This is a genomic window from Rhizobium sp. Root1334 (genome assembly GCF_001426665.1).
Taxonomy (GTDB): domain Bacteria; phylum Pseudomonadota; class Alphaproteobacteria; order Rhizobiales; family Rhizobiaceae; genus Pararhizobium.
Genome location: NZ_LMEY01000001.1, coordinates 319,428 through 334,270 on the forward strand (window position 1 = coordinate 319,428; position 14,843 = coordinate 334,270).

Consider the following 14,843-nt stretch of genomic DNA (forward strand, 5'->3'; position numbering starts at 1 on the left):
CGGCAGTTTGGAAACGCGCATCATAGGCCCGCCCATTCGCATCGGAAGGCCAGGACGGGCTTTGAAAAACCTTTGAGCCGGCGGCGTTTTGCCTGCGTGAAAAGATCGGCGGCACCATACTCCCGGAAAATGTTCTCCGACACCAGGATCTGATCTCCGGAGGCCGCATCACACAGGCGGGCTGCCAGTTGCACTGTGGAACCGAACAGATCGTTGCTGTCCTCGACGGGCTCGCCGCAATCCAGCCCGATGCGGATATGAAGCGGCTCGGCATTGCCGCTATTGTAGCGCTCGAATTCCTGCTGGATCGCTCTGGCGCAATCGACCGCTGCTTTTATCGAGGCAAAGGCCGCCATGACGCCGTCACCGGTGTGCTTCACCTCGCGGCCGGAAAACTGTTCGAGGCACCTGCGCACCACCGCGTCGTGGGCCCTGACCAGTTCGGCCGCCATCCGGTCACCAAGCCGCGCCGTCATCGCTGTCGAGCCGACAATATCGGTGAACAGGATCGCCCGGTGGCCGGAATCCATTTCGGCCGAAGATTGCCCCGGGGCCGGCACCGGGTCATGTATCCGGCCCAGAAACGCCTCGACCGCCGACAGGGCAACCTCGACGATCTCGCCGGAAACCAGACCGTGCGCCTCGCGGTGAACGCATTGGGCCGCTTCGGCGTCCGGCGCGTCCATCAGGCAAAACGCGGTCCCACGCCGCTGGTCGAACCAGTAGGTCAGAAACTTGACGCCGTACTGATCCTGAATCTCAAGATCCTTGCTATGTGCCTCGGCAACGTCTGCGGCCGTGGTTCCCGAAAGGTCATGCCGGTCGATGAAGATAGGCATCTGTGCGCTCCCGCCCCGAGCCCTGCACCTGTTCCTGGGTTATAGTCTACGGTCTGGAGGCAACGCCGTCTATATTTTAGTATAGCCTTATCTAAAGGAGCGGGACGTACCCTCCAGTTTCCCGCGCCCTGCTCTGCAACCCCATGACGAATCTCAACAGTCCTTCACGACGAGACCCGCACAGCAAGCCAAGGGGAAACGGTGGGCTGCCGGTGAAGGAGTGCCGCAGGCGGCAGCGCGAGCGCTGAAACGCAAAGGGGAGGACACAACGGCCCCCTAGTGAAACACGCCGCAAAATTCAGTTGCAAAACTGCCGCTTTCGTTGAGATCTGTATGACACCGCATGCGATGAAATACTGAAATGGTGGTCGGCCTCGTGAAGATTGAAACGTTTTTTATCCCGTCCTGTGAGGCAGATGCTCAATTGGAAATTGTTGCAGCCAAACCTGACCATGATGGACCTTATCCGACAGTTGTTTTCAACCATGGCTCGACCGGACGGGGGCAGAATAAATCCTTTTATACAAGGACAATCAGTCCGCAGGTCGTGGCAAACTATTTTGTCGAACGGGGCTGGATGACTCTCTTTCCGCAGCGCCGGGGAAGAGGAAAATCAGGGGGGAATTACGGGGAAGGGCTTGCTTTTGACGGCTCCGGCTATTCTTGCGACGCTGCAATCGCAATCGCGGGCTTCGAGCGGGCTGTCGAAGATATCGATGCTGTCGTCCGCCACCTGCGTGCGCGGTCTGATGTGCACCAGGACCAGCTTGCCATCGGCGGCGTGTCACGCGGCGGCATTCTCTCGATCGCCTATGCGGGCATGCGTCCGCATGTTTTCCGGGGCGCGATCAACTTCAACGGTGGCTGGCTCGGCCAAGTCTGCCCCGCCCATGAAAGTGTCAACCCGGCGCTCTTTGAACGGGGCGCGCCAAGCGGAATTTCAACGCTCTGGCTGCACGGAAGTCATGACCAGTATTATCGAATCGCGCACTGCAGGGGGAATTTCGAAAAGTTTCTGTCAGCCGGAGGACAGGGAAAATTCGTTGCCGCCCGGATGGGCCATGCCTTGATGTTCAAGCCAGCCCTGTGGAAGAACCATCTTGACGGCTACATGGATGCGATTGCCGTGCCGCATTCTTCTTAGGTTCGCGGTGACATTAAACGCGTGTGGTCGAACCGGCCGTATTCCACTTTTGCATCACGGGCTGGGGAGGACACGGCGCCCTCCCCATTTTTATCGCAATCACCAAACCGAAATCAGGCTGCGTAACGTGTGCGCTGATGCTGCGCCGGCTGGCTGTGCGAGAAGCGGTTTTCCTCTTCCAGCTTGAAGCGGGCCAGCAGCGCCTGCAGCTGGCGGCTTTCGTCGGCGAGTGTCTCGCTGGCTGCCGTGGTTTCCTCGACCATGGCGGCGTTCTTCTGGGTCATCTGGTCCATGTGGTTGACCGAGGTGTTGATTTCGGCAAGCGCGGTTGATTGTTCGCGTGCGGCAGTGGCGATGCTTTCGACATGATCGTTGACGCGCAGCACGAGGTTTTCGATTTCAACCAGTGCATCACCGGTTGCCCGCACCAGCGAGACGCCCCCTTCGACCTCGGATGTCGAGGCCCTGATCAGCGTCTTGATCTCCTTGGCGGCATTGGCCGAGCGCTGTGCCAGTTCGCGAACTTCCTGGGCAACGACAGCAAAGCCGCGGCCGGCCTCGCCTGCGCGTGCCGCTTCGACACCGGCGTTCAGCGCCAGAAGGTTGGTCTGGAAGGCGATCTCGTCGATGACGCCGATGATCTGGCTGATCCGGCTGGACGAGCCCTCGATACGGCTCATGGCGGTGACGGCGTTGCGGACGATCTCGCCGGATTTTCCGGCACTTTCCTTGGTTTCGCGCACCATGTCTCGGGCCTCGATGGCGCGTGCCGAGGAGGTGCGCACGGTCGCGGTGATCTCGTCAAGCGCTGCCGCGGTTTCCTCAAGCGCTGCGGCCTGCTGCTCGGTGCGCTTCGACAGATCATTGGCGGCGGAGCTGAGTTCTGCCGAGCTGTCCTTGATGGTGCCGGCGGCACCGCGCACATTGTTCATGGTCGAGCGGAGCGTCACCATCGTGGCGTTGACGTTCTGCTGCAACTCGGCGAATGCGCCCTGGAAATGGCCTTCCATGCTTTCCGACAGATCGGCATCGGCAAGCGCTGCGATGACGCGGCGCACTTCATTGACGGCAAGATCGATACTGCCAACCAGTTCGTTGACGCTGCCGGCAAAACGGTTGAGGTCGTCGTTCTGGTAATCCTTGCCGATACGGCCGGTGAAATCGCCGGCGACCGCCGCTGCAACAACAGCGCTGATGCTCGACTGCAACTCGCTGCTGAGCGCATTCAAGGCTGCTTCCTGCGCCTTCATATCGCGCATCGCCAATGCGTTGCGGCGGAACACTTCGACGGCTCGAGCCATTTCGCCGATCTCGTCCTTGCGGGTGGCATCGGTGCCGGCGCTGTCAAGATTGCCTTCGGCAAGACAGCTCATCGCGGCGGTCAGATCGCGAACGGGGGCGGCAATGCCGCGGCGCGCGACCAGCAGACCGATCACGGCACCGGCGAGAATGCAGGCTGCAGCAATGCCGAGGCCGATCATCAGCGCCGTGCGGGAGGACTCCAGTGCATCAGCACGGGCAGCCGCCAGCGCGTTGCCGGAATAGGTGCTGTATTCCTTGACGGCGACCGTCACGGCCTTTTGCGCATAAAGAACCTGGTCCAGCAAGCCGCGGATGCTGGCCGCATCGTTGGGATTGGCCTGTGCATGGTCGATCATGCCACGGATATCGGTGAAATAGCTCTCGAGCGCACCGCGAATAGCCTGCAGCAGCAGAACCTGCGTCTCATCCGCTCCTACCTCGATCTTGGGCAGGCGTCCCAGCATTTCCTTGGCACGGGTCTCGGCCTCAGTGCGGAATTCCTCGGCTCCGCCCGGTTTCAGGGCGAGCTGGTAGGTCATACGGCTGATGGCGATGACATCAACGCGCAGATCCATCGCCTCGCGAGCAACCTCTTCCTTCATTCCGACGGAGGTAAGCGTGTTTTCGAGGGACACGACCCCTCTTGCTCCGACGGCGGCGATAACCACGGAGGACAGGATCATGACAGCCATGACCAGGCTTATCTTCAGAAGAATGGAAAGATTGCGAAAACTCATGTCGGAACTCCGGCTGGGCAATTGACCGCGCGCTGAACGAAAAAATGGAAAAGCGAGGCATGATGCCTCTGGCAAAGCGCAGCAGGGACATCGCGCCGGAGCGCAATCTGAAGTAATTGCGCTAACACCAAGTTAAAGCTGGCAATCAAGACGTTGCAGCGGCCTCATAAACACGAGCAATCGCACCGGAACCGTTCACTGCCACCTCAAGTTGCCTGCCTCGGCCAAGGCCAGGACGAGTTTCAGCTTGAACCTTGCCCGGCCGGTCTCTATCTCGGACACAGACCCCTCGCATCCCCGGAGATTTCCTTGTCCATCTTCAAGAACCTGCCGCCTGCTCCCGCCGCGCCGAAAAAGCCAGTCACGGATACCCGCCATGGCATTACCAGGACGGACGACTATGCCTGGCTGCGCGCCGATAACTGGCAGGCGATGTTCAAGGACCCCTCGATCCTCGACCCAGCAATCCGTCAGCATCTGGAGGCCGAAAACACCTACATGAAGGCGGCGATGGCCGATACCGAAGCCCTGCAGAAGACGCTGTTTGCCGAGATGAAGGGCCGCATCAAGGAAGATGACAGCTCGGTTCCGATGAAAGACGGGCCGTTTGCCTATGGCACGTTCTACGTTACCGGTGGCGAACAGCCCTCCTTCTTCCGCACACCACGTGACGGCGGCGAACGCAGCGTGCTTCTCAACGGCGACAAGGAAGCCGAGGGCAAGGCCTATTTCCGGCTGGGCGGCGTCGATCACTCGACCGATCACAGCCGGGGCCTGTGGAGCTACGACGACAAGGGCTCGGAATATTATACGCTGCGCGTCCGTGACCTTGCGACCGGCGAGGACCTTGCCGATGTCATCGAAAACACCGGCGGCGGCGGCGCCTGGGCACCGGATGGCAAGAGCTTCTTTTACACGGTTCTCGACGACAATCATCGCCCATCAAAGATCTTCCATCACATCGTCGGCACGCCACAGAGCGATGACCGGCTGGTCTACGAGGAAGAGGACCCGGGCTTCTTCATGGGTGTCGGCGGCTCGATGCTCGACGATTTCATCTACATCGACATCCATGACCACGAGACCAGCGAATACTGGCTGCTTCGGACCTCTGATCTCTTGGGTAAACCGAAGCTGGTGGCGGCGCGCGAAACCGGTCTTGAATATTCGCTCTCGGAGGGCGGCGATGTCTTCTACATCCTGACCAACGCCGACGGCGCCAAGGATTTCAAGATCATGCAGGCGCCGGTTGACAATCCGAATCGAGAGAACTGGACCGACGTGGTGCCGCACACCGCCGGACGGCTGATCATCTCGCATGGCGCCTATGCCCGCCATCTCGTCTGGCTGGAGCGCGAGGGTGGTCTGCCGCAGATCAAGATCCGCGACCGCCGCACCGGCGAGGAACATGCAATCGCCTTTGCCGAAGAGGCCTTCTCGCTCGGTCTGCAGGGTGCCGCCGAATACGATACCGACGTCATCCGCTTTTCCTATTCGTCGATGACCACGCCGAACCAGCTCTACGATTACAACATGGTGACGCGCGAACGGACACTGCTGAAGACGCAGGAAGTGCCATCGGGCCACAATCCCGGCGACTACATCACCCGCCGCGTCATGGCACCAGCCTCCGACGGCGCCGAAGTACCGGTCACCCTGCTCTACCGCAAGGACACACCCCTCGACGGCTCCGCCCCCTGCCTGCTCTATGGCTACGGCGCCTATGGCATTGCCATTCCGGCCTCGTTCAACACCAATTGCCTGTCCCTGGTGGACCGGGGCTTCGTCTATGCCATCGCCCATATCCGCGGCGGCAAGGACAAGGGTTTTCAATGGTACGAAGACGGCAAGATGGAGAAGAAGGCCAATACCTTCAAGGACTTCATAGCAGCGGCCGACTATCTGAATCAACAGAAGTTCACGTCCTACGCCAACATCATCGCCGAGGGCGGATCGGCCGGCGGCATGCTGATGGGAGCAATCGCCAATATGGCGCCGGAGAAATTCAAGGGCGTCATCGCCGCTGTCCCCTTCGTCGATGTCTTGAACACCATGCTCGACGACACGCTGCCCTTGACGCCGCCAGAATGGCCGGAATGGGGCAACCCGATTGCTTCCAAGGACGCTTATGAGCGCATGGCAGCCTACTCCCCTTACGACAACGTCTCGGAAAAGCCCTATCCGGCGATCCTGGCGCTGGGCGGCCTCACCGACCCGCGCGTCACCTATTGGGAACCGGCCAAATGGGTGGCCAAGCTGCGCGAAAAAACCACCGGCTCCGAGCCGATCCTGATGAAGACCAACATGGATGCCGGCCACGGCGGCGCCTCCGGCCGCTTCCAGCGGCTGGAGGAAATCGCGTTCGAATATGCGTTTGCGATCAAGGTGGCGGGGAAGATGTAACCCGTCCTACCGCGGACTTTGGCAAGCCCGGCACATGCCCCAAAGAATAAATCTCCCTGCAACCTTGCAGGGAGATTGGCCATGAAGATCGGTGACAGCATCAGCAACTACTACCGCCCGCAGAATGGCAACCAGGGCGCGGCGTCCTCCGGCCTAGCGCTCAACATCGATGGCGGCGGCGGTAATGAGCGCACACAGGCGCCGACCGTTTCGATCGGCTCGTCAGGCTCCTCCGCATCTTTGTCTTCCGCTCTCTGGCTGTCGATGGCCGACAAGCTGGAAGGTGGCGCCGTGGCGGCAGCGCCGAAAGACAGCCCGGCCGACGAATTCATGGACTGGTCGAAAATGTCGCTGGCCGAAAAGATCCGGGCGCAAATCCTCGCCGACAAGGATTTGACGGAGGAAGATATTGCCGCCATGGACGCTGACGCTCGCGCGGCAATCGAGGCGGAAATCAAGGAAGCGATCAAGCGCCAGCTGGAAATCCCTCAGGATGGTGGCACGGCGCAGGCCGAGGCGGCTGGAGCTGATTTTATCAAGGCGTGATGGCTTGCTGTCCGGCTGGCCACCTGCAGGGGTAATCGTGTCAGCGGGCCTTCTCCTCCTGCCGCTCGAACGCCCTTGCCGCAGACCCGCCCTGCTCTTACCTTAGCCGCATGACATTATCTGCGCACGAAAAAGCGGCCGGCGCCGCACCCATTGCCTTCGACAACAGCTATGCCCGGCTGCCGGCGCATTTCCATGCGGCGGCCAATCCGACGCCCGTTTCCGAGCCATGGCTGATCAAGTTCAATCGGCCACTGGCGCTTGAGCTTGGCCTTGACGCCGAAGCGCTGGAGCGCGACGGGGCGGCGATCTTTTCAGGCAACACCATTCCCGAGGGCGCCGAGCCGCTGGGCATGGCCTATGCCGGGCATCAGTTCGGTCAGTTCGTACCGCTGCTCGGCGACGGGCGGGCGATCCTGCTTGGCGAAGTCATCGATACCCACGGCAGGCGCAGCGATATCCAGCTGAAGGGTGCGGGCAAGACGCCGTATTCCCGCCGCGGTGACGGGCGCGCAGCCCTTGGCCCGGTGCTGCGCGAATATATCGTCAGCGAGGCGATGTTTGCACTCGGCATTCCCGCGACCCGGGCGCTGGCGGCCGTCGTCACCGGCGAGCCGGTCTACCGCGACCGCGTTCTGCCGGGTGGCGTCATCACCCGCGTCGCGGCCAGCCATATCCGCGTCGGCACGTTCCAGTTCCTGGCGGCACGCGGCGACACCGAGGGGCTGAAGGTTCTGGCAGATTATGTCATCGACAGACATTATCCCGAAATCAAAGGTCATGAGCGGCCCTATCCGGCGCTGCTCGAAGCCGTGATCGAGAGGCAGGCCTCGCTGATTGCCCGCTGGCTGTCTGTCGGCTTCATCCATGGCGTGATGAACACCGACAATTGCGCCATTTCCGGCGAAACCATCGATTTCGGCCCCTGTGCCTTTCTCGATGCCTATGATCCGGCCAAGGTTTTCTCCTCGATCGACCGGGGCGGGCGTTACGCCTATGCCAGCCAACCGGCGATCGGCCAGTGGAACATGGCACGGTTTGCCGAAACTCTCTTGCCGCTGCTTGATCCCGAACCATCCGAGGCCGTCAATCTCGCCAATGACGCCATTGCCGGCTATGGGCCGCGGTTCCAGAACCATTGGCTCACCGGCATGAAGGCGAAGATCGGACTGCACACCGAGGAAGATGGTGATCTCGATCTGGTTCAGGGGCTGCTGAGCGCCATGCACCGCAACGAGGCCGATTTCACGCTGACCTTCCGCAGGCTGTGCGATGCGGCCGAAAGCAGCGCCCATGACGGACCGTTGCGTGACCTCTTCGCCAATCCCGCTGATATCGACGCCTGGCTTTTCGCCTGGCGCGAGAGGACCGGACGGGAACCGCTGTCGGATGCGCAGACGGCAGCGGCAATGCGCGCCGTCAACCCGGCCTTCATTCCGCGCAACCACCGCATCGAGCAGGCGATCCGTGCGGCGGAAGACGACGGCGATTTCTCGTTGTTCGAAGCGCTGAACGACGTTCTGGCAAACCCCTATGCGGACCAGCCGCAGTTCGCCTCCTATACCGCCCCACCGGCCCCGTCGGAGGAAGTGCTGAAGACGTTCTGCGGGACGTGAGAACAGCTGACTCTTAATCAGCGGGTCGTAGATCGCCGACGAACTTTGAGTACGATAATCTGGCGAGAGCAGCACCTACTCTCCGTCATCCTCGCCCTTGTGGCGGGGATCCAGCGACCCGGCGTCCGCCGGATCAAAAAGCCCTTCAGCCCAAGGGCTTGGGCTGGCTGGATTTCTGTGACATCCCTCGGGTCAAGCCCGAGGACAGAGATGGCGGAGGATTTAGCAATCGCCTATTTCCCAAGCAGCCTGCCGAACAGTGAGCGGACGAGTTTTTCAACAGTCTGAGAGACTCGTTCGCGGTTCTTCCGGTCACTCCCAGCCGCTTCCCCCAATTGCCGCGCAGCCATACGGTGGTAGGCGGTTTTCGAAATTGGTTTTCAGCTGGGCGCAGCCCCATTTGCGCAAGGGTTCCGGCATCCGGCTGTTGAGTTCGATGCCGACTTCGTCGAGCGGGTCGCTGGTATTGGTGACATAGAGCAGCCAGCGGCCGCCGATCACCCCCACCACGGCCACCACCATAACCAAGAGAACCATCAGCAGTTTCTTCATTTCGACCCTCGTTGTGAATCAACATTGCCGTTGACCTAGCCTATTTCCCGGCCGTGCCGAAATCCTTTTAAATCCCGCGGGATGCTGTCAGTCATCCGCCCGCCGCCACGTCGAATTTTGATGGCTGTGCCGAAATGTGGCCATTGAAAGGCAGGGGCACCGCGTTATGTATCAGGATACGCGCGCGAATTGAAACTCTTTCCGCCGCGCACCCGACAGAGGATCACCGCGCAAATTCCCTCCGGCGCGATGGCCAACCTTGAGACCGGACTGCCTTTTCCCAGAGGCGTTGGACCCAATGCCTGCCGCAGGCGGCACTTGCCGCGCGGCGCGGCTTTCCATAACGGGAGATATCCATGTTGATTTTATTGACGGCCATCGTCTTCGCGCTGATCGGGCTTGGGCTCGGCGGCGGCGGGCTTTGGCTCATCATGCTCGGCGGCAGCTGGTATTATGCCATTGCCGGTCTCGGCTTCCTCATCACCGCTTTCCTGCTGCTTGCACGGCGGGGTGCCGCGCTCACCGTCTATGCGCTCCTGATCATCGGTACGCTCGTCTGGGCGATCTGGGAAGTCGGCTTTGACTGGTGGCAACTCGGCCCGCGCGGCGGCGTCATCATCCTGCTTGGCCTATGGCTGTTACTACCGGGCATCCGCCGTGGCCTCGGCTTTGCCAGCCCGACAGGCGAAGCCTATCCGGCCAGCGCCCTACCGCTCGGTCTCGCTGTTCTCGCCTCGATTGTTGTTGCCGGTTATTCGATGACACAGGATCCGCTTGATCTTGCTGGCGAACTGCCAGTCGGCACCACAACGGCCGCGGTCGATCTCGGTGGCAATGTGCCGGATGGCGAATGGCATCAGTATGGCCGCACACCGTACGGCCAGCGTTATTCGCCGCTGGCGCAGATTACGCCCGAGAATGTCGGGACGCTGCAGGTCGCATGGCAATATCAAACAGGCGACGTGAAACGGCCGGACGATGTCGGCGAGACCACCTATCAGGTGACGCCGCTCAAGATCCGCGACACGCTCTACATGTGCACGCCGCACAATCTCGCCATCGCGCTCGACGCCGCGACCGGCAAGGAAAAATGGAAATTCGACGCCAATTCCGGCATGAACCCGGACCGGCAGCACCAGACCTGCCGCGGCGTCAGCTATTATGCCGATCCGGCTGCCGTTGCCGGCAGCCCCTGCGCCGAACGGGTCTATCTGCCGACCGCCGATGCACGCCTGATCGCGCTTGATGCCGCCGATGGCAAGGTCTGCGAAAGCTTTGCCGACAAGGGCACGCTGCATCTGGAAACCGGCATGCAATACAATCCGGCCGGTTATTATTATTCTACCTCGCCACCGGTGATCACGGCTGGCAAGATCATCATCGGCGGCGCCGTCAACGACAACTATTCGACGCAGGAACAGTCGGGCGTCATCCGCGCTTTCGACGTCAATACCGGCGCCCTGGTCTGGAACTGGGACAGTGGCAACCCGGACGTGACGACGCCGCTGCCGGAAGGCCAGACCTACACGACCAATTCGCCCAACAGTTGGTCGGTGTTCAGCTATGACGACAAGCTGAACCTCGTTTATATCCCGCTCGGCAACCAGGTGCCCGACCAGCTGGGCATGGGCCGTTCGGAGCATGTCGAGAAATACTCGTCCTCGATCGTGGCGCTGGATATCACCAGCGGCGCAGTCCGTTGGGTGCGCCAGACGGTGCATCATGACCTCTGGGACATGGACGTTCCGGCCCAGCCGGTTCTGCTCGACATTACCGGCAAGGACGGCCAGCCGGTTCCAGCGCTTGTCGGCCCGACCAAGCAGGGCGATATCTACGTGCTTGACCGGCGCACCGGAGAACCGATCATTCCGGTCAAGGAAATCCCGGCGCCGAGCGGCGCCATCGCGGAGGACTTTACCGCGCCGACCCAGCCGATCTCCGATCTCACTTTCTCGCCGCCACCTTTGACGGACAAGAACATGTGGGGCGTGACGATGTTCGACCAGCTCGCCTGCCGGATCGACTTCAAGCGGCTGAAATATGAAGGCCGCTACACGCCGCCGTCGCTGGAGGGCAGCCTGATCTATCCCGGCAATTTCGGCACCTTCAACTGGGGCTCCGTTGCGGTCGATCCGGAACGGCAGGTGATGTTCGGCATGCCGACCTATCTGGCCTTCACGTCGAGACTGGTGCCGCGCGACCAGATCCCGGCCAAGGGCCAGGATGAGAAAGGGTCCGAGCAGGGCCTCAATCGCAATGACGGCGCACCTTACGGTGTCTTCATGGGGCCATTCCTTGGACCACTCGGCATTCCCTGCCAGGCGCCGCCATGGGGCTATGTCGCAGGAGCCGACCTCAAGACCGGCAAGATCGCCTACAAGCACCGGAACGGCACCGTGCAGGACATGACGCCGCTGCCTTTGCCCTTCAAGGTCGGCGTACCCGGCATCGGCGGCCCGATGATCACCAAGGGCGGCGTCGCCTTCTTGGGGGCAGCCGTCGACAACTTTATCCGCGCCTATGACCTGACGACCGGAAAGGTGCTGTGGGAAGGCCGCCTTCCCGCCGGTGGCCAGTCGACCCCGATGAGCTATGCCACAGACGACGGCACCCAGTTCGTGCTGATCGTCGCCGGCGGCCATGGCTCGGTCGGCACCAAGCCCGGCGACTACGTGATCGCGTACAAACTGGCGAAGTAGTCCAGTCTTCAACACATGGAAAAGCCGGCGGGGCGACCTGCCGGCTTTTCTGTGTGGTCAGTGCTGCCAAACGATTCTGCAGCGAACCGCCTTGGGAGGCGGTTCAGGGGCTTCACCCCGATAAACCCTACGCCGCGACCGGCGTCACCTCGACGGTCAGATGCGACAGGCCAGCGAGCTTGGCCAGCTTTTCCTTGTAGAAGGCCGGCGGGTGCGGGTTGGCCGTGGCGATGGCGACGATGGCGGCGTTGTGGCCGGGGCCGACCTGCCAGACATGCAGATCGGTGATTTTTTCCTGCGGCGTTTCGATCCTTTCGCGGATTTCCGTCTGCAGTTCCGTCACGGTATCGGTCGCATCGACGAGAATGAGGCCCGTCTGGCGGATGAGACCATAGGACCAGTGGGCGATAACCAGCGCGCCGACAATGCCCATGGCCGGATCGAGCCAGAGCCAGCCATAGATGCTGCCCGCCAGAAGGGCGAGAATGGCGAGTACCGAGGTCAACGCGTCAGCCATCACATGCAGATAGGCGGACCGCAGATTGTTATCGGTGCCGGGCGCCGCATGGCCATGGTGGGCATGCCCCTCGTAGCTATGGCCAGAATGGCCGTGATCATGGTGTCCGCCCGCCGGTTGGGCTTCATGATGGTGCGAATGATGCGCGTGACCACCATGGGAATGTCCGCCATGCGAGTGCCCCAGATGATCGTGGTCATCCTTGAGCAAGAAAGCCGAGACGAGATTGACCGCCAGACCGATCACCGCAACGGCAATCGCCTGCGAAAAGCTGATCTGGACGGGGTTGGCGAGGCGCAGCAGGCTTTCCCAGCCGATCAGAAGGGCGATCAACGCAAGGACAATGGCGCTGGCGAAACCGGCGAGATCGCCAAGCTTGCCGGTGCCGAAGGTGAAGCGTGGATTGCGGGCCTGGCGCCGTGCGTAGAGGTAGGCGAGCGCCGTGATCAGCATGGCGCCCGCATGGGTGGACATGTGCAAACCATCGGCGACCAGCGCCATCGATCCGTAAAGATTGCCAGCGATGATTTCCGCCGCCATCATCGTTGCGGTCAGCGCAATGACCAGCCAGACGCGGCGTTCGTTGCGCCGATGACCGGCGCCCAGAAAGACATGTTCGTGAACCAGATTTTCTGTCGGCACGGGCCTATCCTTTCAAGGTCAGCGGCTGCGGCTCAGCGCACGTAAGTTCTCAAGACAGCGGAGAGTTCATCGACGGCCCGGGCGCGCTCGACATCACTTTCCGCCAGAAGCACATGCTCGCGCAGGTGATCTTCCATCACCTCACCGGTCAGCCCGTTCAGCGCGCCACGAATGGAGGACAGCAGCTGCAGGATATCGCCACAGGGCGTCTCCACCTCCAGCGCCCGCTCGACAGCTTCAAGCTGCCCCTTCAGGCGGCGTACCCGCGCCAGCAGTTTTGGTTTTTCACGAACGGTATGGGACATCAGCACCTCAATATAGGATAGTGGGGTATACTATACTCCCATGAAAGAAAAGCCCTCCGGACGACGCAGAGCGGCGGAGCGAAGCGCACCTGCCCGTCCATGCTGGTGTGACGGGGCGTGCGGGATCATGGCCTACGACGTGGAGAGGGCGATCTATGCGGGTTGCTAAAACCCTGGCCGGCCCGATGCGCGGCTGGGAAAGATGGACTAGAGGAAGCGCCCTCACCCTCCGCCATCCTCGCCTAGTGGCGGGAATCCAGTGACCCGACGTCCCTCGGGTCAAAAGACTCTTTCAACCCAAAGACTTGGGCTGGCTGGATCTCTGTGACGAACACAGAGATGACGGCGGTTGGAAGTGCGCTTGGTCTCCTCAAACGGCCACACGCAATTTTCAAAACCGGCAAGTGTTTAAGCCACCATCCCAGCGATCAGCTTGCCGACTTCGGCAAACACCGGCTCAAGCTCCTTGGTCGGTTTCGTGCCTTCGGCGATATAGACCGAGGCAAGAATCGTGTGGCCTTCAGCGGGACGCATGAAGCCGATATCGCCGGCCTCGCCGCGGCCGCTGGTGCCGGTTTTTTCACCGATGGTCCAGTCCTTCGGGAGCCCTGCCCGCAAGCGCCGGTCGCCTGTCGTATTGGCGACGAGCCAGGCAGAAAACTGATCGCGCGATGCGGGTGAAAGCACGTCCCCGATCAGAAGCTTGCCGAGCGTCTCCGTCATCGCCTTTGGTGACGTCGTGTCGCGCGGATCGCCGATCTTTGCCTCGTTGAGTTCCGGCTCGATCCGGTCGAGACGGGTGGTCTCATCGCCGATCGAGCGCAGCCAGTCCGTCAGCCCCTTCGGACCACCAAAGCTCGCCAGAAGCAGGTTGCCGGCGGCATTGTCGCTGTAACGGACCGTTGCATCGCACAGTTCGCGCACCGTCATACCGCCGCCGACATGTTTTTCCACGATCGGTGAATAGGACAGAAGATGTTTTTTCGAGATCGGAATCCGCCGGTCGAGCTTTTCTTCGCCCTTATCGGCACGCGCCAGTGCGAAGGCAGCGGCCAGCGCCTTGAAGGTCGAGCACATGGCAAAGCGTTCATCCGGCCGGTGGGCAAAGGACGCCTTGGTTTTCGTGTCGAGGACATAGACGCCGAGGCGGCCGCCGGTGCGTTTTTCCAGCGCGGTCAACTGCTGTTCGATGTCATTGCTCGCAGCAAGGACCAGATTTGGCGCAAAACCGATGCTGGGAAGAAGCAGGCCGGAGCCGATGATGAAGGACCGGCGATTGAACGTGAACGACATGCGATAGGGTCTCCGTGGATGACTGCGCTGACGGACCAACATCTTGATCAGAATGACGAATATTAGCCATCCCTCAACCAGATACTGTGCGCTTGAGCCAATGGGTAGGCAGCGATTGTGGCCGGTCTTGGCCGGAAACATGGCCGTTCAGAATCTTGTTTCAGCCTTAAAAATTAACAGGCCCGAGAATTCCCGTTGACATTTCGTCGAAAAAGGCGACATTGCCCGCCATGATCAGAACCGCGAAC

General features: G+C 61.2%; 11 protein-coding genes. 5 read left to right on the forward strand and 6 right to left on the reverse strand.

Annotated elements, in window-relative coordinates:
- Nucleotides 1-20: 20 nt before the first annotated feature.
- Entirely contained in the window at nt 21-839 is an 819-nt protein-coding gene (locus ASD36_RS01530; protein ID WP_060503705.1) for a nickel-binding protein, read from the reverse strand.
- A 361-nt stretch (nt 840-1,200) separates the two neighbouring features.
- Between ASD36_RS01530 and ASD36_RS01535 the strand changes: the two genes are divergently transcribed.
- Complete coding sequence (locus ASD36_RS01535; protein WP_060503706.1) at nt 1,201-1,983, forward strand: alpha/beta hydrolase; 783 nt, start codon at nt 1,201-1,203, stop codon at nt 1,981-1,983.
- 113 nt (nt 1,984-2,096) lie between these two features.
- Here ASD36_RS01535 and ASD36_RS01540 read toward each other — a convergent pair whose 3' ends face one another.
- Entirely contained in the window at nt 2,097-4,022 is a 1,926-nt protein-coding gene (locus ASD36_RS01540; protein WP_060503707.1) for a methyl-accepting chemotaxis protein, read from the reverse strand.
- Nucleotides 4,023-4,331: 309 nt separating this feature from the next.
- Between ASD36_RS01540 and ASD36_RS01545 the strand changes: the two genes are divergently transcribed.
- From ASD36_RS01545 to ASD36_RS01555, 3 genes are all read left to right on the forward strand, one after another.
- Nucleotides 4,332-6,425 (forward strand): S9 family peptidase, encoded by a 2,094-nt coding sequence (locus ASD36_RS01545; protein WP_060503708.1) that lies wholly within the window; start codon nt 4,332-4,334, stop codon nt 6,423-6,425.
- 81 nt (nt 6,426-6,506) lie between these two features.
- Nucleotides 6,507-6,971, forward strand: coding sequence for a hypothetical protein (locus ASD36_RS01550; RefSeq protein ID WP_060503709.1), 465 nt, complete (start codon nt 6,507-6,509; stop codon nt 6,969-6,971).
- Nucleotides 6,972-7,081: 110 nt separating this feature from the next.
- Entirely contained in the window at nt 7,082-8,587 is a 1,506-nt protein-coding gene (locus ASD36_RS01555) for a protein adenylyltransferase SelO (RefSeq protein ID WP_060503710.1), read from the forward strand.
- 312 nt (nt 8,588-8,899) lie between these two features.
- On the opposite strand, the gene ASD36_RS01560 is transcribed toward ASD36_RS01555, so the two are convergent.
- The gene (locus tag ASD36_RS01560; RefSeq protein ID WP_060503711.1) at nt 8,900-9,139 is read right to left on the reverse strand and encodes a hypothetical protein; all 240 of its coding nucleotides are present in this window, start codon (nt 9,137-9,139) and stop codon (nt 8,900-8,902) included.
- Between the two features lie 356 nt (nt 9,140-9,495).
- Between ASD36_RS01560 and ASD36_RS01565 the strand changes: the two genes are divergently transcribed.
- Nucleotides 9,496-11,838 (forward strand): glucose/quinate/shikimate family membrane-bound PQQ-dependent dehydrogenase, encoded by a 2,343-nt coding sequence (locus tag ASD36_RS01565; protein ID WP_060503712.1) that lies wholly within the window; start codon nt 9,496-9,498, stop codon nt 11,836-11,838.
- A gap of 127 nt (nt 11,839-11,965) precedes the next feature.
- Here the strand turns inward: ASD36_RS01565 and dmeF are convergent, their stop codons facing one another.
- The 3 genes from dmeF to bla all read right to left on the reverse strand — a co-directional run bounded on the left by dmeF (nt 11,966) and on the right by bla (nt 14,595).
- Nucleotides 11,966-12,997: a CDF family Co(II)/Ni(II) efflux transporter DmeF gene (gene dmeF, locus ASD36_RS01570; RefSeq protein WP_060503713.1), complete on the reverse strand. Its 1,032-nt coding sequence runs from the start codon at nt 12,995-12,997 to the stop codon at nt 11,966-11,968.
- A 32-nt stretch (nt 12,998-13,029) separates the two neighbouring features.
- Entirely contained in the window at nt 13,030-13,302 is a 273-nt protein-coding gene (dmeR, locus tag ASD36_RS01575; RefSeq protein ID WP_060503714.1) for a Ni(II)/Co(II)-sensing transcriptional repressor DmeR, read from the reverse strand.
- A 408-nt stretch (nt 13,303-13,710) separates the two neighbouring features.
- The gene (bla, locus tag ASD36_RS01580) at nt 13,711-14,595 is read right to left on the reverse strand and encodes a class A beta-lactamase (RefSeq protein ID WP_060508688.1); all 885 of its coding nucleotides are present in this window, start codon (nt 14,593-14,595) and stop codon (nt 13,711-13,713) included.
- Nucleotides 14,596-14,843: the final 248 nt, after the last annotated feature.